The following is a 25,941-nucleotide window of genomic DNA, read 5'->3' as shown; positions in this document are numbered from 1 at the left end:
TAAAATATGTTATTTAAAATTTAAAAACTGTATAATCTACTTTTTATATTTAATAATGAATTATTATAGTGGAAACTATAAATTAATTAAATTTAATAATAAATTAGTAAATAACAATATTAATTTATATATAATATTTTAATATTCAATAGTTTTATTTATACATTTTCTATAAAATAAATAACTTTGTGCTATATTATTTATTATATTTATGATATATTTTATATTATGCATGATGTTTTATATAATAAGACTATATTCTAAAAGGTGAAAAATTAGCTCTTCTTATTGAATATTATGACTAAAAATAGGTGTTTATTTGATTTTTTTGTGTTTTTGCAATTTTATAGAATAATTGAATTGACAAAAAAGATTTTTGTACAATATGAAATCTACGTGCATGCGATCTCTGTATTATGAGTATATGTGCCGTATCTCGATTTTAAATTACTCAATTTTAAATTAAAGGAAACAAGAATGGAACAGCGTCCAGTCTTAGAGACTGAAAGCAATTTAGTTATTACATTGGTTGCTGATATTGTTGCTGCCTACGTGAGTAATAATTCTATCCGACCGACTGAAGTGCCAAGTTTAATTGCTGATGTTCATGCCGCTTTTCGTAAAGCAGGGAATGTGGAATTAACAGAAGTTGAAGTTGAAAAGCAAAGGCCCGCCGTTAACCCAAAGCGTTCAATCTTTCCAGATTATCTCATTTGCCTTGAAGATGGAAAAAAATTTAAATCTTTGAAGCGTCATCTCATGACACATTATGGAATGTTGCCAGAGGAATATCGTGAAAAGTGGCAATTGGATAGTTCTTATCCTATGGTAGCGCCCAATTATGCAAAAGCGCGTTCAGCTCTGGCAAAAGAAATGGGACTTGGACGCAAAAGTAAACGGAAGAAAAGTAAGTAATTGCATTTTTCAAAAAAGTGGTTACCTCTGGTTTACAAGAATTGCTTTTTAGTAGGTGCACTTTCTTTAGATATTCTGTGCGGTTTTCGCTATGAGATGTTAGTTTTATACATAACTTTCGTTACGAATCTGTTCAATCATTGATTTCAAGCCGTTTGATCGTTGTGGTGTAAGATTTTCGTTTAAACCAAGTTTTTCAAAGAGCCCTTCAGCATCAGCATTGCGAATTTCAGAGGCTTTTTTACCTGAATAGAAAGCAAGTAGAATGTAGATAAGCCCACGCACAATATGGGCATCAGAATCACCTTGAAACGTTAATATTGGGTTTTCTGAATTATTGCGTGAAGCTAAAAGCCATACTTGGCTAACACAACCGGATACTTTGTGAGCATCGTTTCGAGCGCTTTCAGGAAAAGGCGGCAATTCACGACCGAGTTCAATCACGTAACGATAACGATCTTCCCAATTCTCCAAAAAAGAAAAATTTTCTATAATATTATCGATTGTTTCTACCATAAGCTCAGTCCTGTCTTTTTTATGATCATGTTGTATGTAATTGGTGGACAGATAAGTTCTTATTCTTTTTAGCATAACCTCAATGATGAATGTTAAAGTTTTTCATTTCAGGATGATACTGTATGTTTCTATTGTTATCTGCGCTCTTGCGTTTTTACTTTGGGAGTAATATTCGGAGAAGCCACTGTATTCTTCTCATCCAATATACGTCCTAAATATTCGTAAGTTGCTCGTGCACCATAATATGCACGTTCACTAAGTGAATTTAAAAAGGACTTTCCGACTTTGCAAGATTCTACATTACGATCACAGAATGTTCCAAAATCATTTAAAGCTTCCTTGAAAGCAATAATCACATCACTCGTTGTTGTCTCGCTATTTCTTTCAGAAGAAAAATGATGACTGCTCGGCTTTGCTACAAACAATGAAATAATAACAAAAACAAAAAACAGAAAAAGTGATAACTTAATCAAAAAACGTATCATAGGCAACCAATGTACTGTAGTTGTAAATGAAACAAAAACAACAGTTTATACTCTTCTTCTTTATAAAAAATTTATAAAATTAGTATTTTATGAAATTGAATATTTTTTTAGCAAATGTACATCATGTATGATAGAGTTGTATAAAAACGGGATATATTATTTTCTATTAAAAATTAATGTCAAAATTATACAGCAAAAAATAAGAGCGTTGAAAATACGCCAGCTTACGCTCTCATTATATATAATGGGAAAAGATTTGCTACGACAGAAAAAGCTATAGGTAATAATTATAGCAAATGCATGAGTATTAGAATATTTATAAGACAATGTAATTTTATATTTTAAAAGAAAGTACAGTTATAAAACTCTAAGGATTAAGTAGCTGGCTTATTCTCGTACAGATATTTTAAAATCACTTTTGTTAACATTTATGAAATTTATTGAATATTAGTAAGGTGGATTTATATTAAAATGTATATGATATTGGGAAAAAATCGTGCTCATGAAACCATTGTACAGGAATGTAACCCTCTGATACATGGGGTATTTAAAAGAAATACGAGCTGTTCTGAACTATACAGCGTGATCAGTGAATGTTTTTCAATTTGATCTCAAGTCCTATAAAATATATGTGCGAAAAAAATAAGGAAATAATATAGCACTTTCCGTTTAAATGATAATATATGGTAGTGTGACCTATAAGTGTAAAATGATATCACATAGTTGGAAGCGCTCTTTCATAATAAAAATGCTGTAGAATAAAAACTACAAAAATTGCATAAGAGCTGTTGTCTATTTACCAGCTTATATATGTGTGTGATAAACTTATTTATTTTAATAATTTGTAAGGAGAGAACGATAATATAGACGTATTTTCCTCTCACTAGAAGCGAGAATCATCTCTATTTATTCTGTGTAGGAAACAATCGCAATTGGAATAAAAAATAAAAATAATGACAAAAAAACCCAAAGCACGCAGAACAAAAACCGTGAAAAAACGTAAACGCTATAGTAGCCTTGTTATAACGTTTTTTCTTATGAGCGGTCGTTTTCTTTTTTGGATAGCTAAAACACTTTATTTTTATACACGCAAAAATACTTTATTTTTTGTGGGAGTTTTTCTTTTTATAATTAGTTTTGGATTTATTTCATTTAATGCTTTATTTTCACAAATGATAACGCGTCAAGATATCTTTACTAAAATGAAATTCACATTTGCTCCAGGTATAGAGCAAAACTCCCCTTTACTCGAAAAAAAAGTAAAATTTCACGCAGTTTCTCGTATTACTTCTGTACCTTTTGCAAACCATCTAAGTAAAAACTCATCTTCGCATTCTCCATCGGAAAGCACACTAAAAATGCAAAAAAAACTCGCAAAACTAGGACTTTATGATGGTCCTTTAGATGGAGTAGAGGGACCTAAAATGCGTCACGCCATAGCGCTATGGAAACAACAAACTACTCAAGAAATTCAAAACGATATTTTCCCTAACCCCACAACTGATGAGATCACGGTATTAATTAAGCAGAGCGAAATGGAAATGGCAAATGAAACAACAAAGACAAAAGATATACCACGCTCAAAAAAAACTATTTCAGAGCCTCTTACTACAGATATTATACAAGTACAAAAGGCTTTACGCATTTTCGGCAATCAAGAGGTTATCGTCACAGGTATAGAAGATGAAAAGACAAGAGAGACCTTAAAAAAGTTTCAAAAAATGTTTGATCTTCCTATAACAGGTAAGATTGATCACGCCGTTTTGATGAAGATGCGTGAAGTGGGTTTGTTGAATTAAAAAAACTCTAGCTTATAAAGCAAACACTAAAAATATGACGATAATGCACTATTCTGCCTTATGCTTTTTCTTATCAAGACATCAAAGACACACTTTCTTCTCTTTCATACATACAAATCACAGCATATCTTGGAAATTCTTTTTTACAAAAAAATGAAGAGTACATACAATTTATTCTGTATACCACAATTAATACATTGATTTATAAATAAGATATTGTTTTGGCAATTTGCAAAAAAGCACCTTATATAGTCAAATTCTCTTACTCCCTTTATCATAAATCGAAAAAAGCATTCAGCTTGCATACAACAAGAAGAGTGAACCCGTGAATAAATATTTAAGAAAGGAGTAAATATATCTCTTATAAATCGCCTAAATGCAACAAGAACTGCCACACAATGAAAATACTCAAAACCTCTATGTCTTTTTTGCTATCGCGGCTTGTGCTGCTGCTAAACGGGCAATTGGTACCCGAAAAGGCGAACATGAAACATAGTCCAGACTATTTTCTTCGCACAAAGCAATAGAAGCAGGATCACCTCCGTGTTCACCACAAATTCCCAGTTTAATTTTTTCACGTTTTGAGCGACCACGCCGTGCTGCAATAGAAATAAGCTCCCCTACTCCATCACGGTCAATGGAGACAAAAGGATCTTGCTCTAAAAGTCCTTTCTGAAAATACGTCGCCAAAAAAGGAGCAGCATCATCACGTGAAATTCCAAAAGTAGTTTGTGTCAAATCATTTGTTCCAAATGAAAAGAATTCCGCAGTCTCTGCAATTTGATCTGCCCGAAGAGCTGCCCTTGGAAGCTCAATCATCGTCCCAACCATATACTGAATATTGCTTCCCTTTTCTTTCATCACTTCAACAGCTACCTGATCAATCCGCGCTTTTATAAAATCAAGTTCAGATTTAAGCGCAACAAGCGGCACCATAATCTCAAGCATAACAGGAGATCCAGATTTTTGAGCAGATTCTGCAGCTGCTTCAAAAATGGCCCTTGTCTGCATTTCCGCAATTTCTGGGTAAGTAATAGCTAAACGGCATCCGCGTAATCCAAGCATAGGGTTAAATTCATGCAACTGCTGTGCACGTTCAGAAAGCACATCAGCAGAAACACCCATAACCGTTGCAACATCAAGAATTTCTGCATCCGTTTTTGGTAAAAATTCATGCAATGGTGGATCTAGCAAACGAATAGTAACAGGCAAACCATACATAATTTCAAACAATTCGCTAAAGTCTGAGCGCTGCATTGGCAAAAGTTTATTCAACGCTTTACGACGACCACTTTCATCATTACTTAAAATCATTTCACGCATGGCAACAATACGTTCACCAGAAAAAAACATATGTTCAGTACGGCAAAGTCCAATACCTTCAGCCCCAAAAGAACGCCCCATACGTGCATCAGATGGTGTTTCAGCATTGGCGCGAACCCTTATACGCCGTATCCCATCAGCCCACTCCATCAATTTTGCAAAATCTCCACAAAGCTCAGGTTGCAACATCGCAACTTTCCCTTTAAAAATTTCCCCGCTTCCACCATCAATGGTAATGATATCACCCTTTTTAAAGCTTTGCCCTGAAGCAAACATCGTATTTGTATTATAATCAATTCGCACATTTCCAGCACCAGAAATACATGGCTTTCCCATACCACGTGCTACAACAGCAGCATGACTTGTCATACCACCGCGCGTCGTTAAAATCCCTTCTGCAGCGTGCATCCCATGAATATCTTCTGGACTTGTTTCTACGCGCACTAAAATAACTTTGCGGCCTTCTGCAGATGCACTTTCTGCCTCTTCTGAAGTAAAAACAATCTCACCCGTTGCCGCTCCTGGAGAAGCAGGTAAACCACGTGCAATAACAAAACGCTCTGCTTTGGGATCAAGGGTTGGATGGAGAAGTTGGTCAAGCGATTTTGCATCAATGCGCATTACCGCCTCTTCACGGCTTATCAACCCCTCCTCAACCATTTCAATCGCCATCTTTAAAGCTGCACGAGCCGTTCTCTTACCTGAACGAGTCTGCAACATCCACAATTTACCTTTTTCAATTGTAAATTCGAGATCTTGCATATCACGATAATGCCGTTCAAGCTTTTGCGCGATCTGACGTAACTTTTCAAAAGCTCCTGGCATAATCTCTTCTAAAGATGGCTTACTTGAACCTGCAACAATACGTGCATTCTCTGTAATATTTTGGGGAGTACGAATTCCCGCCACAACATCTTCACCCTGCGCATCCACTAAAAATTCACCGTAAAGTTCTTTTTGCCCTGTTGACGGATTACGTGTAAAAGCAACACCCGTTGCTGAATCTTCTCCCATATTGCCAAAAACCATAGCTTGCACATTAACTGCCGTTCCCCAACTTTCAGGAATACTATGTAAGCGACGATAAGTAACCGCACGCGCTGTCATCCAACTTGAAAAAACTGCTCCAATTGCTCCCCACAACTGTTGTTCAGGATCTTGCGGAAAAGGCTTTCCTAACTTCTCTTCAACATATGTCTTATAAGAAATAATAACGTCTTTCCAATTATCTGCTGTCATCTCTGTATCAACAGTATAACTATTGCGTGCTTTTGACTCATCAAGAATCTCTTCAAAATACGAATGCTCCAACCCTAAAACAACATTAGAATACATCTGGATAAAACGACGATAACTGTCATAAGCAAAACGTTCATTATTAGCTTGTAAAGCAATTGCTTTTACAGTTTCATCATTCATACCAAGATTTAGCACTGTATCCATCATTCCTGGCATAGAAACCCTAGCACCTGAGCGAACAGAGAGTAAAAGTGGCTTTTTTTCATTACCAAATTCACGCGCTGTTTGTTCACCAACCCGTTTTAGTGCCTGCTTAACAACTTCTCGTAATTCTTCTGGATATGATTTGTCATGTGAATAATAAAAATTACAAACTTCTGTTGTAAGTGTAAATCCGGGAGGTACAGGCAAACCAAGATTACTCATCTCTGCTAAATTCGCCCCTTTACCACCGAGAAGATTGCGCTCATTTGCACTTCCCTCTGTACTGCCATCCCCAAAACTATAAACCCACTTTGTCATCGCATAAGTCCTCTCATATCAGCATCAAGATATTATTTGATTTCTAGGTTCACCATCACGAGTAATGATTCGCTTCACTGTTGGCCACACCCAAAAAAATATTGCTCCATAAATGCACAAAACCAACCTTTCCAATAGGGAAATAACTACAAATACTAATACCCATCTTCTGTAAGGAAAATTTAGTTTTTGAGAAAACTATCAATCATCGAAAAGAAAGATTCTACCGACATGGCACCTTCATATTTATTCCCATTGATAAAAAAAGTAGGTGTTGCTGTGACACCAAGCTCTCTACCACGCTCCAAAGATGCATTCACTTCATCTAAAAGGGTCTGATTTTTCAAGCAAGCAGTAAAACTTTCATCTGTAAAATCTGCCATTAAGCCAATTTTCTTCAACGGTGTTAGAGCATCCTGCCCCCAAGCCCACTCATGCTGCTTTTGAAATAAAGTTTCTATCAACGGAAAATAGCGATCTTTTGGTGCACATCGTGCCAACATAAAACCTGCCGTTGCTCTAGGATCAAAAGCATATTCTCGGAAAATAAGTCTTACCTTTCCTGTTTTGATATACTTTTTCCGAATTTGGGGAAGTACTTCATTATAAAAATGCGCACAATGAATACACGTCAATGAAGCATACTCAACAATTGTCACTGGTGCATTTGCCTCTCCCTCAAACCGATCCTCCACTTTTCCTGATTGAAGGACCTCTGCCATATCAACAGTTGAAACTGGTTTAGTGCCACTAGCGACAACAACAGTTGTACTGATCTGTACAGCCGCCATTAAGAGAAAAATGATTCCGAAGGCCAAAAAAGAACGACTCTTTATCATAAATAATACTTTTCTGTTGTTATTAAACGAATAAGAATTTAACATATTCTCATACACTAAAGGAAAATATATAAAACACCTTACTATTTATTATTTTTTTCTGCAAAAATGCAACAGCCAAGTTTATAAAGTGATTGGCGTAAATTTTCGTTTTTAACTCCCTCAAGCATTTTTTTGAGATGGTTTTTATCGTTTTCATTCGGATCTGACATCACCGGTACATAATTTGTTGGATCAGATATATATCTTTGCTCAATCTTGATACGATCAATAGCAATATACCCAAAAAAAACATTAATTCTATGGAGCAATTCATTTGTTTCATGCATCAATTTCAAGGCAGTAAACCCTTCACATGCTACAATAAGTGTTGCAGGTTGAAAAACTTCATCCTGAGCCGCACGACATTTCCAAATAATCTTAATCGGCATTGTATGTTCACCGATATCATAACCTGCAATCTGTGGCCAATGTTTTATCAGTTCGACATTAAGTCCTGTCCGTTTACGTAAAACTGGATCGAGCATTTTGGATACCGTCTCAGCAAGAGAATAAAAATAGCGCTTTTCAAATTGGTTTCTCATTTTTTTAGATTATCGTTTATTCATCAACTCAATTATAGCAATTTCTTTTGTTCAAAAACTATTTTACACAGCACCCTTTATTAAATACCAACAAAGTCCAATTCTCGTCCAACCATTTTTTTTAATAAAGAGGCAAAATAAAATATGAATTGTAAAACAAACGTTTTTTCCTTTTGCATTTTATATTTTCCTATGGTTAAAAATAAATATGCATGAAATTTCTTCGCACCTCCTCTCTTGGTACGATCGGAAGCATCGACTTTTGCCATGGCGTATTACTCCAGAAGAACAAACACAAGGCATTCGCCCTGATCCTTACCGTGTTTGGCTTTCTGAAATCATGCTTCAACAAACAACGGTCGAAACTGTAAAACCTTATTTTCAAAAATTTCTGAAACTTTGGCCTGACCTCTCCTCTTTAGCAAAAGCTTCACAAGATGATATCCTGAAGGCATGGGCTGGACTTGGTTATTATTCACGTGCACATAATCTTAAAAATTGTGCCAGACAACTTGTGGAAAACTACGGAGGACAATTTCCACAGTCTGTAAAAGCATTACGGACTCTCTCAGGTATTGGAGACTACACTGCTGCAGCTATTGCCGCAATTGCTTTTAACCAGCCTGTAGCAGTTGTTGATAGTAACGTTGAACGCGTCGTAACCCGCTTATTTGCTATCACTTCAGCATTGCCAAGAGCAAAAGCTGAAATCAAAGAAAAAACACTAGAAATTACTGCTTTAGATCGTCCTGGTGACTTTGCTCAAGCAATGATGGATCTTGGAGCAATCATTTGTACACCACGTAAACCATTTTGTTCCCTCTGCCCTCTTCAAAGTCCGTGCAAAGCAGAAAAGATGAAAACAGTAGAGGCTTTTCCAGTCAAAGCACCTAAAAAAGAACGTCCTTCAAAAATTGCCGTTGCTTTTGTTGTACTGAATGAAAAGAGGCAAATTTATTTGGAAAAAAGACAGGGAAAAAAACTTCTCGGTGGAATGACTCAGATTCCTAACAATATCGGAATAAACGGTGAAAATGGACTCCAGAATGCACCCTTTAATGCCAACTGGCAATTCAAAGGACAAATTACGCATATTTTTACCCACTTTTCTTTGAAACTTGACGTTTATTATACTAACAGTATTCGCAAAATGAATCATAAAAATGGTTGGTGGTGCGATATCCATCATCTCACCGAAGAAGCACTTCCTACAGTTATGAAAAAAGCTATTTCTGTAGCGATTCCCGATTCTTTTGGATCCAAATAACCCTTATCAATGAATTTTTTAGTTTAATATACAAAACTTCACACTACCCTTCATAAGACATAGCAGTTTGTAATGATTATTCACTGTTTTCAATTTAAATAAAATCCTCGAATACAATGAGATTTTCTCATTCCCGTCCCCTGTTATAATGAATCATCAAACAAACATTCACCTGCAAATCACAAGCAGAATTTGTATGTGCACAAAAATATTAATAAAAAAGCAGATGTCCCTCTTTATCAAGCATCTGAGTACAAGAATGCAACGTTGAAAGCTGATTCATGTAATGATGCTATCAGCTTAATTTTTCTTCACAAAACACCAGTTCTCAACATCTGTGAACGTATTATCATTCTTAAAGTATCTATGGATTTCAACTGTCCCTTTTCCTCATAATACCAAAAAGTCCAACCATTACAACTTTGTGAATCTTGCGCTTTTCGCCCCATTGCATGAATAGAGCCCGCTTCACCATCATGCATGATCGTACCATCTGCCCTTACAATAGCAGATACTTGCTTCTTGCGATCATAAAGAACTTCTCCTGGATGGAGTAAACCTGCTTCAAGCAAGCTATTAAATGCTACGCGTGGTTCTGCTTTTTTTCTATCTAAAATTGCTAATTCTGGTCTTTCTAAAGGTTTAACTGCAGCAATCCTTTCACATGCCGCATCAATGTAGTCTTGCTCACGTTCAATACCAACAAAATCACGCCTTAAAAGTTTGGCAACAGCACCCGTCGTTCCTGAACCAAAAAACGGATCAAGAATGACATCACCAGGCTTACTAGAAGCCATAATAATCCGTGCTAATAATGCTTGTGGTTTTTGTGTTGGATGTAATTTACGCCCCGCCTCATCTTTTAAACGTTCAGCTCCAGTGCACAGAGGAAAAAGCCAATCTGAACGCATTTGTAGATCTTCATTTGCTGCCTTTAAAGCATCATAGTTAAATGTGTATTTTTTATCCTTTTGGTCCCGCACAGCCCAAATAAGTGTTTCATGCGCATTTTGAAAGCGGCGTCCCCGAAAATTAGGCATAGGATTATTTTTACGCCAAATGATATCATTAAGCATCCAAAAGCCCAAATCTTGTAATGCCGTACCCACCCGAAAAATATTATGGTAAGATCCTATAACCCAAACCGTCCCGTTAGGTTTTAACACACGACGACACGCAAGCAACCATGCGCGTGTAAAAGCATCGTAAGCAGCAAAACTCTCAAACTGATCCCATGCATCATTAACTGCATCAACAAGCGAATGATCTGGACGATATAAAGCACCATCCAATTGCAAATTATAAGGAGGATCCGCAAAAATCACATCTACTGAATGTTTTGGAAGTTTTTCTAGTACTGCAATACAATCCCCTTTGAAAATTTTATTGCGCCATGGTATCTGTGAAGGAGTACGAACGATATCTTTTTGAAGCTGAATAACTGTCATAGAAAACCCAACGAAATGAACTGAATTTGTCCTATAATCAATCAAAATCGTTTATAGGCCCGCGTTACTCGTCCATATTTACAAAATAGAGTAAACGTATCGTTAAATTTCTGCAAAACTGATATTTGTTTTTACTCTTTTTAAAAATTGCATGCCGACATCTCTCTATTTTTCTTCTTTTCAACATACTGTCCCTATGTCTTTTATTTATCAAATGAATAAGAAACACTTTCAAAGCATATTTTTATGAAATAAGGTCCTCTCAAATGATATTTTCATGAAAGTTTCAAGCTATAAAATATGTAAAGGAATGCCTCATGCCTCAAATAGATCTCATTATTTTTGATTGTGATGGAGTTCTGGTAGACTCTGAGTATCTCGCAGCAAAAATTGGATCTCAATTACTTAAACAAACAGGATATGAAATATCACCTGAAGAATTGAGTGAACGTTATGCGGGACTTATTTTTCGCGATATTCTTAAACAAATTGAACAAGAAACAGAAAAACCAATTTCTGCTCATCTTATAACTCAAATGACAGATCTTTTTCGAGCACAGATAAAAACTGAATTATGTCCTATTGATGGTATAAGAGAAGTATTAGAGTTCATTCAAACGCGCTATCCTTACTGTATCTGCTCTAATGCAAAGAATATAGATATAAAAGAGATGCTCAAGATCGTTGATCTGTACGATCTTTTTTATGGTAAAGATAAAATATTTTCCGCTCCTGAAGTTGGAACAAAAAAAACGAAACCCGCTCCTGATGTTTTTCTTTTTGCCGCACAACAATTACACGCAGAGCCCAAAAATACTATTGTTATAGAAGATTCACTTCATGGTGTACATGCAGCTACTGCTGCAGGCATGCGTGTCATCGGCTTTACTGGAGGATCACATAGCTACCTTGGACACTCTAATATACTTGCAGAAGCTGGAGCTGAAACAGTTATCGCCAAACACGCTTATTTAACAGAAGTCTTAGAGGCAATGGCGGCATGGCAAGATTTATCATAAAAAAATCTTCTGGATATATACTAGTTTATAAATTCTCTTAAAGAAGGGAAGAAGGGTTTTTATCAAGGTTCTTTTTCCTTAAGGGATGTTCTGTGTATTTAATGTGCGTATGACTCCAGTGATCTTATATATCTTCAGTTGCAGTGTATACAAATAACAATTGGGGAATAAGATTTTTAAATGTACCTTTATAAAAGATAATCTTTTGCAGGATTTTTTTATTCATGCTTTGAATTTGCTACATTATATGAGGGAAACCGTTTCAAATTTCTAATAAATATACCAATGATTTTATATCTGAACGAATCGGAAGATTTGATTGTAAACATCTTTCGACGAATATTAGTTTCTTTTATAAAACTGTTGTTCTCACTCCATCTAAAGTGTGGAGTACAGTGATTTTTTCTTCCACTCCAACAGGTAAAACTTTTCGCCAATCTTTGCAGAAGATAAAAATGCTACGCTTAAATCCTCAAATACATATAAAAAGTAGTATTCAAAAAAGTTCATTACGTTTAAGATACTATCAAATGGTATAGCCTTCAGGACAGAATTCTTTTGAATGAGCACAAATACTCATTTTAATCCTGCCAAAAACTCCTATCAAAAACTTTCATTTTTTAATAAAAACATTTTTTAGGTATGTAAAGACATTCCTGGTGCTTCCATTAAAACGAAAAAAATCGACAACAAAAATCGGAAATGAATAACACTTATTTTATAAATTATGTCTATAAAAGTTAAGATATATAAGATATAATTACATTGATTGCCTATGGTAAACAGTACGCAGTTTTCTAGACATATTAGTGAAACCTTCATCGACATCCGATTTGAGCTGTGTTTCATTGTAAAAAATGTACATTTTTAGTGTTGCATAATAAGAAATCTATACAAAATTTGTCATGCAGTATGATACACTTCCAGATCATAACAACACAAATAGATACAACGATTAGGTGACGTTTCGATACCGTTTTGCAAAATATACGCTCCAATAGTCATCGCTATTATGAAAAAAATTGTCAATAAATTTAGTATTTGATCTTTTGACAAAAGCTTATCATCATTTTCATATTTATTGTGTACTAAACATTAAATAATAAACGGTATATTCATATTTTTTCCCCATAAAAAACTTAAAATCTTTCTTATAAAAGATTTATATTCAAATATATTTTTAAAAACATATATAAACTCAAATATTAAAATACACTCTTTATTTTAAATATTAAAATAAATTATATAACAGAAAAATGAAATATGTTTTATTTATTATTGTATATATGATTTACGGTAACGTATTTCAAAAACATAGTTTATACGCGCATTATAAACACCCATCATCTCCCTTGAGAGATCATAGCTTTCTTACGAATTTGTCTTAAAATACTTAAGAAATAATTTTTTATAAACACCGATACTACCTTTAATCATAATTTTTTTAAAATACAATTATATATCATTATGTATTTTTATTGTTGACTGATAATACATAATGATATATAGTGTCAAAAGTGTGGTTAGTTTTTGTCATAATTTGTGTATTTACATTGTATCTATTTACTTATTTAAGTAAAGAATATTTGAGGTAGAAGTTATGTTCAAAGTTTTTAAAAATTATCTGTTAAGTATTTTTGTTGCACTTGTTTTTTCTTTTTCACATGTTGTGCATGTTCATGCAAATTATTTTAGAAATGTCTCTCAAAAAGGAGGGGTTTCTATTTCCATAATAGGAAATGAAAAGGGAAAAGCAGGCAATACGGATGGTTTCCGTATTCCAGCTGTAAGTTATGAAGCAAAAGTTGAAGGAAAAGTTGAAAACGTAGTTGAAGTTGTAACGGTAGCATTAGGATTATTGGCTATTAGCTATGTACTCAATATCATAGGATCTGTACTAGAATGGGTAAAAGACCTAGTAGCAATATTTGGATAAATTTGCTTAATATCCAGTTTTAAAAACGGCTTCATTATGTATCGTTAGTTATTGTAAAAGTTACATAATGGGGTTGCTGTGTTTTGCTACAAACAGAAAGTCTGTGGAGAACATCAAAACCTCTGCATTTCCCAGCTTGTACTAAATGAAGTATTTGGAGGTGAAAATTATGGTAAAAATATTTAACAATTATGTATTAAGTGTTTTTATTGCGCTGGCTTTTTCTTTTTCACAAATTGTGAATGTTAATGCAAAATATTTGAATAATGACTCTCATGAAAAAGAGTTCTTTGTAACAGAACAGAGAAACGAAAATACAGTCAATATAGCTACTTTCTATGCCACAAGTTTAAATTATGGAGTAGAAAATGAGGTTCCTATTGAAGGAAAAATCGAGAAAGTACTTGAACCCGTTACAATAGGAACTTTTGGAGTTGGTATGGCACTTGGGTATGTAACAAGTGCAGCAAGCATGCTATTAGGATTGATAATAGGTAAAATAGTCATACTTATCAAATCAGCTTTTGAAAATTGAACTTCCCAAAAGAGCGGACCTTTGGTGTAAAATTAAGCAGTAAATGTGTTATGTGCTTGTTAATCATCACTGATGATAAAGTGTATTGCTCCACTAAAATCAACGAGTGCTTTAAATGCTCTCGTCTTTCTCTTTGTGTGTTCACTGATATGCTGACATTATTCAATATAAACATAGTAAAATATTTGAGGTGGAATTATGGTCAAGATATTTAAAAATAACGTATTAAATATTTTTATATTAGTTGCTTTTTTTCTTTCACAGGTTGTGAGTGTTCATGCAAACTATTTAAGAAGTAACCATCAACCAGATAGTTTTGTTTCTGTAATGGAAGAAGAAAAAAATAACGCAATCAATATGGTTACTTTCCATTTGCCAGATTTTACTCATGAAGCAAAAAATGAAAACGCCCTTGAAGAAAAGTTTGAGAAAGTTGTATTTGAACCCATTACGCTGGGATTATTTACTACAGTAGGAGCTTTTAGTTTTGGAGCTTTGACCGGTTCTGTTATGGCCATATTCAGTGCGATAATCGGGTGGGCAATAGGTAAAACTCAAGCCACATAATCTGAAGTTTATTTGCTTACTTTTTTGTTTTTTTTAAAGTGTATTTAAATTGCAGCCTACCTCACATAATTGGGTAGGCTGTTTTTTATGCTCTCTCTATGAATAATCTTACTTATTAACAACAACATTGCATAGCACAAATATAATATCTTTTAGCACGAAAATTGATATTTGGATGAAACAAAAATTACTTCAGATATGCAGCTTATGCATAGAATGCCATGAAATAACCTTATAAATCCTCCAGTATGATTCATGATATATTATTTAAGAGAAATCAGTTTTTATATGAGTTAATGATAAAAAGTAAGAATAAAAATAACTAAAAACAATTGGATTTTTACAAGAAAGATATTTGAAAAACACTATTCTGAGTATTTATTTAATATTCAGGAGTTTTTTTTAATGAACAGGAAATATGAAATACGTGAACGAATAATAGAAAAAGATTCCTCAACTACGACGAAATTTTCATAAATATTATTCTTTTATATCTCAATACCCGAAAGGATAAATTTCATTGCTTTTCATTATTTACAATAATAAACAAAAAGGTTTCTTTTATTTAATAAATTAAATATTATTAAAAACATGGATAAATAACTTCACCAACTTGCAGAAAATAAAAAAAGGAAAAAACTTATGAAATATATCAGCACAAGAGGTGAAGCACCTGTTTTAGGCTTTATTGAAGTTATCATGACTGGACTGGCTCGTGATGGTGGTCTTTATCTTCCAGAAGATTTTCCCCAATTATCATTTGATGTATTACGAACGCTTCGTGGCCAATCCTATGCGACAATCGCTCAAAAAATTCTTTGGCCTTTTGTGAATAACGAAATTGAATATACCATTTTTGAAAATATAATTGCTGAATCTTATGCTTCTTTTCATCATCCAGCAATTTGTCCATTACGGCAGACTGGAACAGATGAATTTATCCTTGAACTTTCTTACGGACCTACTTTAGCATTCAAAGATGTTGCAATGCAGTTTCTTTCTCGTTTAATGAATTACATTCTGATTAAAAAAAAGAGACACGCAACAATTATTGCTGCCACATCAGGTGATACAGGTGGTGCTGCAATACAGGCCTTTGCTGGAAGAGAAAACTCAGATGTTTTTATTTTATTTCCCAAAGGACGCGTATCACCTATTCAGCAGAGACAAATAACAACCAATCACAGTACAAATGTTCATGCCATCTCCATTGAAGGCGATTTTGATGATTGCCAAGCACTCGTTAAAGCAATGTTTAATGACCATAATTTCCGTCAAAAAAGGGCGCTTGCAGGAGTTAATTCCATAAATTGGGCGCGTATCATGGCGCAAATTGTTTATTATTTTTCATCCGCACTTTCCTTGGGTGCTCCTGATAGAGCCGTCTCATTTACTGTTCCTACTGGAAATTTCGGTGATATTTTTGCAGGTTATGTTGCTGCTCGTATGGGTTTACCCATTGCCCAACTCGTCATTGCAACAAATGATAATGACATCCTCGTACGTACATTAGCCAACGGTACTTATGAAACACGTCCCATAACCCATACAACATCACCCTCTATGGATATTCAAGTCTCTTCTAATTTTGAACGCTTACTGTTTGAAAGTGGTGATCGTGATTCAATGTGGATTCGCAAGGCGATGGAAAAGTTGAAAAAATCAGGACGTTTTAATCTTAATGAAAAACAAATCAAAAATATTCGTTCTCTGTTTTCTGCCGGAAAAAGTAACATAACTGAAACAGCACAAACAATTGACAGTGTTTATAAAGAAAGTGGCTATATCGCTGATCCACATACAGCTGTTGCACTAAAAGTGGCCCGCGAAAACAAGCAACCCCATATTCCGATGATCGTCCTTTCTACCGCTCATCCTGCTAAATTTCCTGATGCTATCAAAAATGCTTGTGGATTTAACCCTCCATGGCCACCTTGTCTCAATAATTTAATGGAACGCGAAGAACATTTTATAGGTCTTGCTAATGATGAAAAAATAGTCAAAGATTATATTTCTTTAAAATCGCGTGCATCTTATTGAACTTAGCTGCATTAATTCAAATCAACAATACTCCAATACCCTTTAAATGAGGTATTTGGCCTATTTAATGGAGTCGTAAATAAATGGGTGTAGATATCAGTCGCCTTAGTAATGGTTTGACTATCGCCACACATACAATGCAACAAATTGACAGTGTAGCACTCGGAATATGGGTTAAAGTTGGCTCACGCAATGAAACCTTCACACAACATGGTATCGCTCATCTTCTTGAACATATGGCTTTCAAAGGAACAGAAAACCGTACAGCCTTTCAAATTGCAACCAATATTGAGGATGTTGGTGGGGAAATCAACGCTACAACTAGTATTGAGACAACTGCCTATTTTGTGCGCGTACTTAAAAATGATGTCCCTCTTGCGATTGACATTCTTGCCGATATTTTGATGTATTCAAAATTTGACGAAGACGAATTAGAACGAGAAAAAAAAGTTATTCTTCAAGAAATTGGTGCCGCTCACGATGTTCCTGATGATATTGTATTTGATCACTTTACTGAAACAGCATTTCGTCACCAATCGATTGGTCGCTCTATTTTAGGAACCCCAAAAACACTACAATCCTTTACATCCGCTGACCTGCATAATTTTATGAATAAACAATACAGTGCAGATCGTATGATCGTAGTTGCAGTAGGAGCTGTACAGCACGAAAAATTTCTGCAAGAAGTTGAAAGCCGTCTCAGCACCTTTCGTTCTCATTCAACAGCACCCCTTACCAACCTTGCGAATTATGTCGGTGGTGATTTTCGTGAATATCGTGATTTAATGGATACACAAATTGTGCTTGGTTTTGAAGGGCGCGCTTATCACGCACGTGATTTTTACACTGCCCAAATTCTTTCCATTATTCTTGGTGGAGGCATGTCATCGCGCCTCTTCCAAGAAGTAAGAGAAAAACGTGGATTATGCTATTCTATTTATGCTTTTCATTGGGGATTTTCAGATACCGGTCTCTTTGGCGTTCATGCCGCCACTACACAAAAAGGACTAAAAAAACTGCTTCCTATGATTCTTGATGAGCTTTCTAAAGCAAGCAAAAATATTCATGCCAATGAGCTTCAACGTGCACAAGCGCAATACCGGGCTAACCTTACAATGTCGCAAGAAAATCCAGCTAGTCATGCACATCTCATTGCACGCCAAATGCTTCTTTACGGTCGACCAATTTCAATATCTGAAACAATTGAACGCTTAGATCTCATTACTACTGCCAGATTAACTGATTTAGCGCATCGCCTTTTTATCAATTCTACTCCAACGTTAGCTGCTGTCGGACCCGTTGGCCCCCTTATAAATTTTGAGGATTTGACATCTCTTCTTTCTTACAAAATAAAGTAAGATCAAATAAAATTCTTCCAAAATGTTTTATGCATATTGGATATATAAAAATTACTTTTAAAAGCAACAGCATAGTAAACATGCACAGGTTTTTATGATAAAATTTACCTCAAAAGTACTTTTCACTAAATAAGTTTGGGAAATGTCTATCAAGCAGCTGGACAAAGCTACCCAATTCCTGCGTCATGTGATAAAGTATTTGGTAAGTAAAGGTGTATCTATTGAAATTTGAAAACCCATGGTTTAATTTTGCCTTATAAAATATGAAACTTTGTCGTCTTCAAGCTTCACTGAAGCAAATGGAAGTTGGTTTATTTTGTATCAAATTCTACAACTTTTCAAAAGAAAATAATGACTGTTTGTCATGTAGAACAAAGTATAAAAGGTGGACGTTTTTCTCAAGAATCTAAGTTAAAAATTAAATATCTAAAATACTGAGAGTGGGACATTGTGAAGAGTTTGTGTAAAATTATTGACATCATTTTCATTGTAGTCATCATTTTTTTTATCCACCTTACGCCAGTACAGGCAATTGAACCCGTTAAAATTTCTTCTCAAGATGCAGCTCTTGATCTTTCAAAAGCAATAGAAATTTACCATACAAACAGTTCTATCTTTCAAACAAGTACAGCACCGGGACCAGATGGGATTGTGTGGCGTATTGAAGTGCAGGCGAAAAGTGAAAAATTTTCTGGAAATTGGGCTGTATTTTCTCTTGCAAATCCAACAGATGAACAAATCGATCGTCTTATCGTTGCCCCTCACTATCGTATGGCTCATTCAGGCTTTCTTTGGCCAGACCTCGGGTCGGCGCGGATTCAATCCATCACTCCAAGTGAAGGTTTTTCTCTCGATCGTCAGCCTAGTGCAAACTCTGATATCTTTCGTATTACACTGAACCCTGGTGCTGTTGTTACGTTTGTTGCTGAACTTAACTCTGCAAATCTACCACAAATCTATTTATGGCGGCCTGAAGCCTATAAAGATGCAATTAATTCTTATACACTTTATCATGGTATTCTTCTTGGTATATCAGGTCTCTTAGCACTCTTGCTAACTGTGCTCTTTGTTGTTCGTGGAACAGGACTCTTTCCTGCAACAGCTGCTGTTGCTTGGGCAGTGCTCTTTTATATTGGTATCGACTTTAACTTTTTAAATAAATTCTTTGCAGTGACATTAACAACGCAACCAATCTGGCGTGCTGGGACAGAAGTAGCACTTGCTGCTACACTTTTTATTTTTCTTTTTACCTATTTATGTCTTAACCGTTGGCACTATCACTTCAGTTATGGTGCAATTGTATGGACCATTGCTTTTTGTGGTCTTGGAGCATTTGCTATTTATGATCCAACCAGAGCAGCTGGCATCGCCCGTCTGTCATTTGGTCTCACTGCGATGCTTGGTATCATTTTAATCAGTTATTTTTCGATCCGAAGCTATGACCGTGCAATCATGCTTATTCCAACATGGTTGCTTATTAGCTTCTGGTGTCTTGGAGCTTATACTTGCATAGCAGGATATCTAAATAATGATATTATCCAACCAGCATTAGCAGGAGGATTAGTACTCATTGTTCTTCTTATCAGCTTTACTGTTATGCAACAAACTTTTTCCAATGATGCTTTCCACGAAGGAATATTTTCCGATCTTGAACAACAAGTACTTGCCGCAAAAGGGGCTGGAAATATCATTTGGGACTGGAACGTCGAACGTGATCGCATTGTTGTGCACCCGAATATGGCAACCCTTTTGGGTACTGAAACCCATAAACTCAATGGTTCTATGCGTAACTGGATTTCAGCCTTACACTATGATGATCGTGAGCGTTTTCAAGCTGTATTGGATATTATTCTTAAAAATAAAAAAGGACGTATTGACCAAATTTTTCGACTCTCTTCCGGCGGTGGCTATTATCACTGGTTTTCTCTTCGTGCACGCCCCGCTATGCAAAAAGACGGAAAAATTACACGTGTCATTGGAAGTATTGTCAATATTACCAACCATAAAAAAGCCGAAGAACGTCTCTTGCATGATGCAATTCATGACAGCTTAACAGGTCTTCCTAATCAACAAATTTTTTTCGACAGGCTACAAAACTATATCTCTTTAGCTAAAGCAAATATCAAAATTAGACCAACTGTCTTTATGATTGACTTTGACAATTTTCGTCAAATTAATCGCAAATTAGGCATAGCTGTTGGTGACACTGTATTGCTCATCATTGCACGCCGTTTGAACCGTCTTATTAATTTTCAAGATACTTTATCACGTCTTTCTGCAGACCGCTTTGCAATCATTTTACTCAGTGAAACTGAACCGCAGAAAATTGCAGCATTTGCAGATCACTTGCATAAAACAATCTCAGCGCCTATTTCACTTACAGAAAAACAAATAACGCTTTCAACATCAATTGGGTTGGTTACATGGAGTGAAAATAGATCGAGTGCTAAAGATATTTTAAATGATAGCGAACTAGCGATGATCCATGCAAAACAAATGGGTGGTAATCATATTGAACCTTTTCGTCCCAATTTTCGCACATTGGGCATTGAACATAATACAATGGCGAAAGATATTCATTATGCTATAAAACGTAATGAAATAAAAATTCTCTATCATCCTATTCTTAATTTATCAGATGGACACATTATTGGCTTTGAAACAATTGTAGAATGGCATCATCCAAATTATGGAAATCTCAATGTCTCTGATTTTATTAAAATCGTAGAAAACGAACAAATCGTTATGGATTTGGCACAATTTATCATCGATAATGCCATTATTGATCTTACAAATGTACAAGAAAAATTTTCTCAACAATCTTTCTTTATTTCAATCAATTTACCAAGTTCAGAAATGGTTCATCCCCGCTTTATCAGCCGATTGCGTTCTGTTCTACTTCGCCACTCACTTAACAAAGGGGGCTTGATGATAGAAATATCCGAGTTTGTCTTAAGAAAAAACCCTGAACAATCAGCACACTTTCTTGAACAAATTAAAGCGCTTGGAATGAATCTTGCGCTCGATAATTTTGGAACAGGTTATTCGTCACTTACTTACCTTGTCCGTTATCCATTTGATATGGTGAAGCTAGATCGTTCGCTTATCTCTATAGATTCTCTTAAGAAAAAGCTTGTTCTCAAGTCTATTATTAATATGGCAACTGATCTTAATTTACAAATCATCGCAGAAGGCGTTGAAAATGAAAAAGAAGCACTCTTCCTACGCCAAGAAGGTTGTAAATATGTTCAAAGCACACTTGTGACAAAACCAATCGCCATCGAAGAGTTAATCACTCTCGTTCAAAATCATTTTCCTTATACAATTAAACATACTGGATAGAACACTGTGTCAAACCAAAAATTCAGAAATAGCGAAATTCTAAGCGTGCCCCATTTCAGAAGCGAGATAGGCAGGGTTGATCCCCATACGGATCAAGCTTTCATCATATTTACGATTTAAATCGCTTTCAAAAAGGAAACTAGGAGATGTGGGACTGATTAACCAACCATTTGTAGAGATTTCTGCCTCGAGCTGTCCGGCTTTCCAACCAGCATAACCTAATGCTAAGAGTGCATGTTGAGGACCTTTTTCACAACTGATTGCTTTTAATATATCAATTGTTGCAGTGAAACAGATCTTATCGGCAATAGAAACAGTTTCTTCACAGGCATAATCATCGGTATGGAGTACAAAACCCCGTGAAGGATCAACAGGACCGCCATAACGTACTGGAAAGTTTTTTATTGGTTCAGAAAGATATTTTTTTTGACCACTATTTATGACCCCAAGATGAAGTAAAAGCTCTGGAAAATCAATATGGTGCAATTGGTTGAGAATAATCCCCATAGCACCAGCATCAGAATGTGCGCAAATATAAATAACAGAACGAATAAAGCGTTTGTCATTCATTCCTGGCATTGCTATGAGCAACTGTCCACCCAAAAAGCCATTACATTGCTTCATCAATCTGTTATTCTCCATAATTTACACGACAAATTTTACTTCAGTTAGTATAATAGGGAAATACAGCTCCAATGACAAAATTTCAAATATTTATAAGTTCACATAATAGCTTAATTTGTCTTTATAGAAGCTTTTTAGTTACTTTAAGCTTAACGTTTGTAATTTTAGAGTTATTTAACATGCCTGTCCGTGCTCAAACAGAACAAAATATATATCTTTTTGCAACATCCTGGTACGAATCAGATGGTGGTCGTATCAGGTTAGCTATTACCGAACCCTCTCTTTCTGGAACAAGAGAGGGTATTATTGAAATTATTCTGGAACCAGAATGGAAAACTTACTGGCGTAATCCAGGTAATTCAGGTATGGCACCATTTTTTAACTTTAACCAACAGGTCTCTTATGAAATCTTTTACCCCGTCCCACAGCTTTATGAAACAGAAAATGGCTGGTCATTAGGCTACAAAAACAAAGTAGTATTACCTTTCAGTATTTCTGGCTCAAATAAAAACTTAAGCGGTACTTTAACTCTTGGATTATGTCATAAAATCTGTCTTCCTCTCACTGTTCACTTTGATTTTTCTACACCCATTCAAAAAAACAAACACCTCCCTTTATCTCTGTTAAAGAAGGCTCAAGATGCCTTACCCCTTACAACGCATCATGAATTTAAAATAAGCGCTGAAAAAAAAACAAATACCCTTTTCATAAAAATCCAAAATAATAATAACATTACACCTTCCTCTCTTTTTTTAGATGGAGGAGAAATGCAAATCGGACCAGCAAAAAAAATAAGTGAAAATGCAGAGTACACACTCTTTAGCGCTCCTATTTATTTCTCAGAAAAAGACAAAACTAAAACAGTCTTTTATACAGTTTCCTTCAAGAATCAGGCCTTAAGCGGAACATTTATCCCCCGTACACCATCGATCCCTCTTGCTGCTCCGTAATGAAAGAAAAAATTCTGTAAAAAAGACTATTTTGAAAAATATTTGTTTTCACGATATTCGGTAATTGCTTTCCGAGCAAGTACATCTGCACGCTCGTTATCAAAATGTCCTGCATGTCCTTTCACCCAATGCCATCTGACAGTATGACGAGAACAGGCATCTTCAAGAGCTTGCCATAACTCTATATTTTTTACGGGACTTTTTGACGCAGTACACCAATTATTTCTCTTCCAATCTTTAAGCCACTTAGAAATACCGTTGCGTACATAAACTGAATCCGTATAAAGATCGACCGAACAAGGTTCTTTAAGTGCCTTCAATGCATAAATCGCTGCCATCAGTTCCATCCGATTGTTGGTTGTGTGCGCTTCTCCACCATAAATTTCACGTTCATGGCCATTCCAGCGCAAAATCGCGCCCCACCCTCCAACTCCAGGATTACCCGAGCAAGCGCCATCGGTATAAATTTCAACGACTTTTTGTTGATTCAACATACAATTCAAAAACCTAATTCACTCAGTGAACATACATTACTGAAAAAACAAAGCTTGTGCCAATATTCTCGTGGGTTTTTCTTAACGACAAAGCTTTCTAACGGTGTATTAAACCAATCATAAAGGCGTGTGAGTAAAAAACGTAAAGACGCACCACGCACCAACAGCGTCATTGCATTCAACTCTAAAGAGAGTAATGGCCTTATTTTTTGATAATTTTCCAATAACCTACGTGCTTTGGTAAGATTATAGGAATGATCCGGTTCAAAACACCAAGCATTCAAGCAGATAGCCAAATCATAAGCCAAAAAATCGTTACAAGCAAAATAGAAATCTATAATCCCAGAAAGACGATGATTCAAAAAAAACACATTATCATTAAATAAATCAGCGTGAATAATGCCTGTTGGTAAATTTGACGGCCAATTTTCTTGTAAAAAAACTAATTCCATATCAATTTTTTGCCCAAACTCTCTTAACAATGTATCGTTACTCGTTTGGCACTGTTCCCACAATAACCTCCAGTCCATAACAGAAAGAGTATTTTTACGACTGAGTGAAAAACTCTGTCCCGCTAAATGCAATTGCGCTAAACTAGTTCCCACCTCGCTACAATGACATGCATTGGGTTGACGAATCCACATTCCTTCTAGAAAAGTAATAATAGCAGCAGGACGTCCGGCTAATTCACCAATGGTTGCCCCATCATTTTGCACTACTGGTTGAGGACAAGGAATTCCATGCTGCCTTAAATGCTGCATAAGGTTACAAAAAAAGGGCAAATCATCCTTTGCGATACGTTTTTCATAAAGCGTTAAAATAAATCTCCCTTCTGTCGTATACAACATGAAATTAGAGTTCTCGATTCCCTCCTCTATCCCTTGATAGGATAAAAGCGAACCTATTGAATAACGTGTCAAAAATATCTTCAAATCATTTGCATGAATATCTGTATAAACTGCCATTACTTTTCTTTCGTTATAGGCATATATGTATTCTGACTTTCATTTTTCAGCACTTCAGTTCGACCATTAACAAAAGCCATATCTTGAAGCGTCAAAGTGACATCACGTAATTCACGACTAACCAAAAATTTTTCTGCTTCCACCACTGTTTCAGCCAATTCTATCGTAACATTATAACGCTCACGAAAAGCTGCAATAATTTCATCAACAATAATCTCGGGAGCAGAAGCCCCTGCTGAAAGACTTACAACAGAGAGAGCGCTTAAATGATCAAAATCAATTTCATCAGCACGCTGAACTAAAACAGCACGCTGTGCACCAAACCTTTCAGCGACTTCTACCAAACGTCGTGAATTAGAAGAATTTGGTGCTCCAACAATTAAAAATAGATCACTCCCCAATGCTGCTGCTTTAACAGCATTTTGTCGATTCGTAGTAGCATAGCAAATTGATTCAGCAGCCGGAGCTTCCAATGTAGGAAAACGTCGCTGTAGCACATTGAGAACCTCTGCTGTATCTTCCACAGAAAGTGTTGTTTGTGTCACAAATCCTAATTTATCCGGCTCATTTGGTTGATAATTTAAAGCATCTTCGATTGTTTCAATTAATGTTACAGCCCCTTTTTCAAGTTGTCCCATTGTTCCTATCACCTCAGGATGGCCAGAATGGCCAATCAGTATAACATGACGACCATGACGTTGATGCCGTATTGCTTGCTTATGAACTTTAGAAACCAATGGACATGTTGCATCGAGATAAAATAAATTATAGCGACGCGCCTCTTCTGGTACAGATTTAGGCACACCATGGGCAGAAAAGACAACAGGTTGACTACGATATTTTTCTGGAATCTCATCAAGTTCTTCAACAAAAATGGCTCCGCGTTGCTGCAATCCTTCAACAACGTAGCGGTTGTGCACAATTTCATGACGAACATACACTGGAGCACCATATTTTTTCAATGCAAGGAGGACAATCTGAATAGCACGATCAACCCCTGCACAAAATCCACGAGGACCGCAAAGACGCATTGTTAAAGGAGGAAGTACCGTCATAAATCATCCTTCATATCTTTCACTTTGACCCTATACTCAAAAAACTCTTTTTATATATTACAGAACACAGTATAAAGAGAAAAATTGGCATTATCATCCTCTTCTATAATAGTATATCA

Annotated in this window: 21 protein-coding genes; 11 read left to right on the top strand and 10 right to left on the bottom strand. The window is 35.6% G+C overall.

Annotated features, from left to right (window positions below):
* The first annotated feature begins 477 nt into the window (after positions 1 to 477).
* A complete protein-coding gene (locus J7R07_RS01470) occupies positions 478 to 915 on the top strand; it encodes a Ros/MucR family transcriptional regulator (RefSeq protein WP_208435161.1) in 438 nt (145 codons plus the stop codon).
* Between the two features lie 105 nt (positions 916 to 1,020).
* Here the strand turns inward: J7R07_RS01470 and J7R07_RS01465 are convergent, their stop codons facing one another.
* A complete protein-coding gene (locus J7R07_RS01465; protein WP_208435160.1) occupies positions 1,021 to 1,431 on the bottom strand; it encodes a SufE family protein in 411 nt (136 codons plus the stop codon).
* Positions 1,432 to 1,565: 134 nt separating this feature from the next.
* Positions 1,566 to 1,916 carry a DUF5330 domain-containing protein gene (locus J7R07_RS01460; protein WP_208435159.1) on the bottom strand — a complete coding sequence of 117 codons (351 nt, stop codon included), beginning with the start codon at positions 1,914 to 1,916 and terminating at the stop codon, positions 1,566 to 1,568.
* Positions 1,917 to 2,869: 953 nt separating this feature from the next.
* Here J7R07_RS01460 and J7R07_RS01455 point away from each other — a divergent pair.
* Positions 2,870 to 3,715: a peptidoglycan-binding domain-containing protein gene (locus J7R07_RS01455; protein ID WP_208435158.1), complete on the top strand. Its 846-nt coding sequence runs from the start codon at positions 2,870 to 2,872 to the stop codon at positions 3,713 to 3,715.
* A 417-nt stretch (positions 3,716 to 4,132) separates the two neighbouring features.
* Here J7R07_RS01455 and ppdK read toward each other — a convergent pair whose 3' ends face one another.
* The 3 genes from ppdK to J7R07_RS01440 form a co-directional block, all read right to left on the bottom strand.
* Positions 4,133 to 6,799, bottom strand: a complete 2,667-nt coding sequence (gene ppdK, locus J7R07_RS01450; protein ID WP_208435157.1) for a pyruvate, phosphate dikinase — start codon at positions 6,797 to 6,799, stop codon at positions 4,133 to 4,135.
* A 182-nt stretch (positions 6,800 to 6,981) separates the two neighbouring features.
* The gene (locus tag J7R07_RS01445; protein ID WP_208435156.1) at positions 6,982 to 7,638 is read right to left on the bottom strand and encodes a DsbA family protein; all 657 of its coding nucleotides are present in this window, start codon (positions 7,636 to 7,638) and stop codon (positions 6,982 to 6,984) included.
* Between the two features lie 83 nt (positions 7,639 to 7,721).
* Positions 7,722 to 8,222 carry a DUF721 domain-containing protein gene (locus J7R07_RS01440; protein WP_208435155.1) on the bottom strand — a complete coding sequence of 167 codons (501 nt, stop codon included), beginning with the start codon at positions 8,220 to 8,222 and terminating at the stop codon, positions 7,722 to 7,724.
* Between the two features lie 208 nt (positions 8,223 to 8,430).
* On the opposite strand from J7R07_RS01440, the gene mutY reads away from it, so the two are divergent.
* Positions 8,431 to 9,489, top strand: a complete 1,059-nt coding sequence (mutY, locus tag J7R07_RS01435) for an A/G-specific adenine glycosylase (RefSeq protein ID WP_208435154.1) — start codon at positions 8,431 to 8,433, stop codon at positions 9,487 to 9,489.
* A gap of 311 nt (positions 9,490 to 9,800) precedes the next feature.
* Here mutY and J7R07_RS01430 read toward each other — a convergent pair whose 3' ends face one another.
* On the bottom strand, positions 9,801 to 10,937 hold the full coding sequence (locus tag J7R07_RS01430; protein ID WP_208435153.1) for a site-specific DNA-methyltransferase: 1,137 nt from the start codon (positions 10,935 to 10,937) through the stop codon (positions 9,801 to 9,803).
* 317 nt (positions 10,938 to 11,254) lie between these two features.
* Here J7R07_RS01430 and J7R07_RS01425 point away from each other — a divergent pair, with 317 nt between their 5' ends.
* The 7 genes from J7R07_RS01425 to J7R07_RS01395 all read left to right on the top strand — a co-directional run bounded on the left by J7R07_RS01425 (position 11,255) and on the right by J7R07_RS01395 (position 21,734).
* Positions 11,255 to 11,956, top strand: coding sequence for an HAD family hydrolase (locus J7R07_RS01425; RefSeq protein ID WP_208435152.1), 702 nt, complete (start codon positions 11,255 to 11,257; stop codon positions 11,954 to 11,956).
* A gap of 1,600 nt (positions 11,957 to 13,556) precedes the next feature.
* On the top strand, positions 13,557 to 13,892 hold the full coding sequence (locus J7R07_RS01420) for a hypothetical protein (RefSeq protein WP_208435151.1): 336 nt from the start codon (positions 13,557 to 13,559) through the stop codon (positions 13,890 to 13,892).
* Between the two features lie 169 nt (positions 13,893 to 14,061).
* Positions 14,062 to 14,427 (top strand): hypothetical protein, encoded by a 366-nt coding sequence (locus J7R07_RS01415; RefSeq protein WP_208435150.1) that lies wholly within the window; start codon positions 14,062 to 14,064, stop codon positions 14,425 to 14,427.
* 198 nt (positions 14,428 to 14,625) lie between these two features.
* Complete coding sequence (locus J7R07_RS01410; RefSeq protein WP_208435149.1) at positions 14,626 to 14,994, top strand: hypothetical protein; 369 nt, start codon at positions 14,626 to 14,628, stop codon at positions 14,992 to 14,994.
* A 642-nt stretch (positions 14,995 to 15,636) separates the two neighbouring features.
* Positions 15,637 to 17,034, top strand: a complete 1,398-nt coding sequence (thrC, locus tag J7R07_RS01405; protein ID WP_208435148.1) for a threonine synthase — start codon at positions 15,637 to 15,639, stop codon at positions 17,032 to 17,034.
* 83 nt (positions 17,035 to 17,117) lie between these two features.
* Complete coding sequence (locus tag J7R07_RS01400) at positions 17,118 to 18,392, top strand: M16 family metallopeptidase (RefSeq protein ID WP_208435147.1); 1,275 nt, start codon at positions 17,118 to 17,120, stop codon at positions 18,390 to 18,392.
* A gap of 450 nt (positions 18,393 to 18,842) precedes the next feature.
* Positions 18,843 to 21,734, top strand: a complete 2,892-nt coding sequence (locus J7R07_RS01395) for an EAL domain-containing protein (protein ID WP_208435146.1) — start codon at positions 18,843 to 18,845, stop codon at positions 21,732 to 21,734.
* 39 nt (positions 21,735 to 21,773) lie between these two features.
* On the opposite strand, the gene J7R07_RS01390 is transcribed toward J7R07_RS01395, so the two are convergent.
* Complete coding sequence (locus J7R07_RS01390) at positions 21,774 to 22,358, bottom strand: YqgE/AlgH family protein (RefSeq protein ID WP_208435145.1); 585 nt, start codon at positions 22,356 to 22,358, stop codon at positions 21,774 to 21,776.
* A gap of 71 nt (positions 22,359 to 22,429) precedes the next feature.
* Between J7R07_RS01390 and J7R07_RS01385 the strand changes: the two genes are divergently transcribed.
* Positions 22,430 to 23,308, top strand: coding sequence for a protein-disulfide reductase DsbD domain-containing protein (locus J7R07_RS01385; RefSeq protein ID WP_208435144.1), 879 nt, complete (start codon positions 22,430 to 22,432; stop codon positions 23,306 to 23,308).
* A 26-nt stretch (positions 23,309 to 23,334) separates the two neighbouring features.
* Here J7R07_RS01385 and rnhA read toward each other — a convergent pair whose 3' ends face one another.
* From rnhA to ispH, 3 genes are read right to left on the bottom strand one after another with little or no spacing between them, the layout of a single operon-like run.
* On the bottom strand, positions 23,335 to 23,802 hold the full coding sequence (gene rnhA / locus J7R07_RS01380) for a ribonuclease HI (RefSeq protein ID WP_208435143.1): 468 nt from the start codon (positions 23,800 to 23,802) through the stop codon (positions 23,335 to 23,337).
* A gap of 5 nt (positions 23,803 to 23,807) precedes the next feature.
* Entirely contained in the window at positions 23,808 to 24,767 is a 960-nt protein-coding gene (locus J7R07_RS01375; RefSeq protein WP_208435142.1) for a homoserine kinase, read from the bottom strand.
* Positions 24,767 to 25,822, bottom strand: a complete 1,056-nt coding sequence (gene ispH / locus J7R07_RS01370; RefSeq protein WP_208435141.1) for a 4-hydroxy-3-methylbut-2-enyl diphosphate reductase — start codon at positions 25,820 to 25,822, stop codon at positions 24,767 to 24,769. The genes J7R07_RS01375 and ispH overlap by 1 nt, the downstream gene beginning before the upstream one ends.
* Positions 25,823 to 25,941: the final 119 nt, after the last annotated feature.

The sequence above is a fragment of the Bartonella phoceensis genome (assembly GCF_902825145.1).
GTDB classification, from domain to species: Bacteria; Pseudomonadota; Alphaproteobacteria; order Rhizobiales; family Rhizobiaceae; genus Bartonella; species Bartonella phoceensis.
This window is presented reverse-complemented; position numbering and strand designations above follow the sequence as displayed.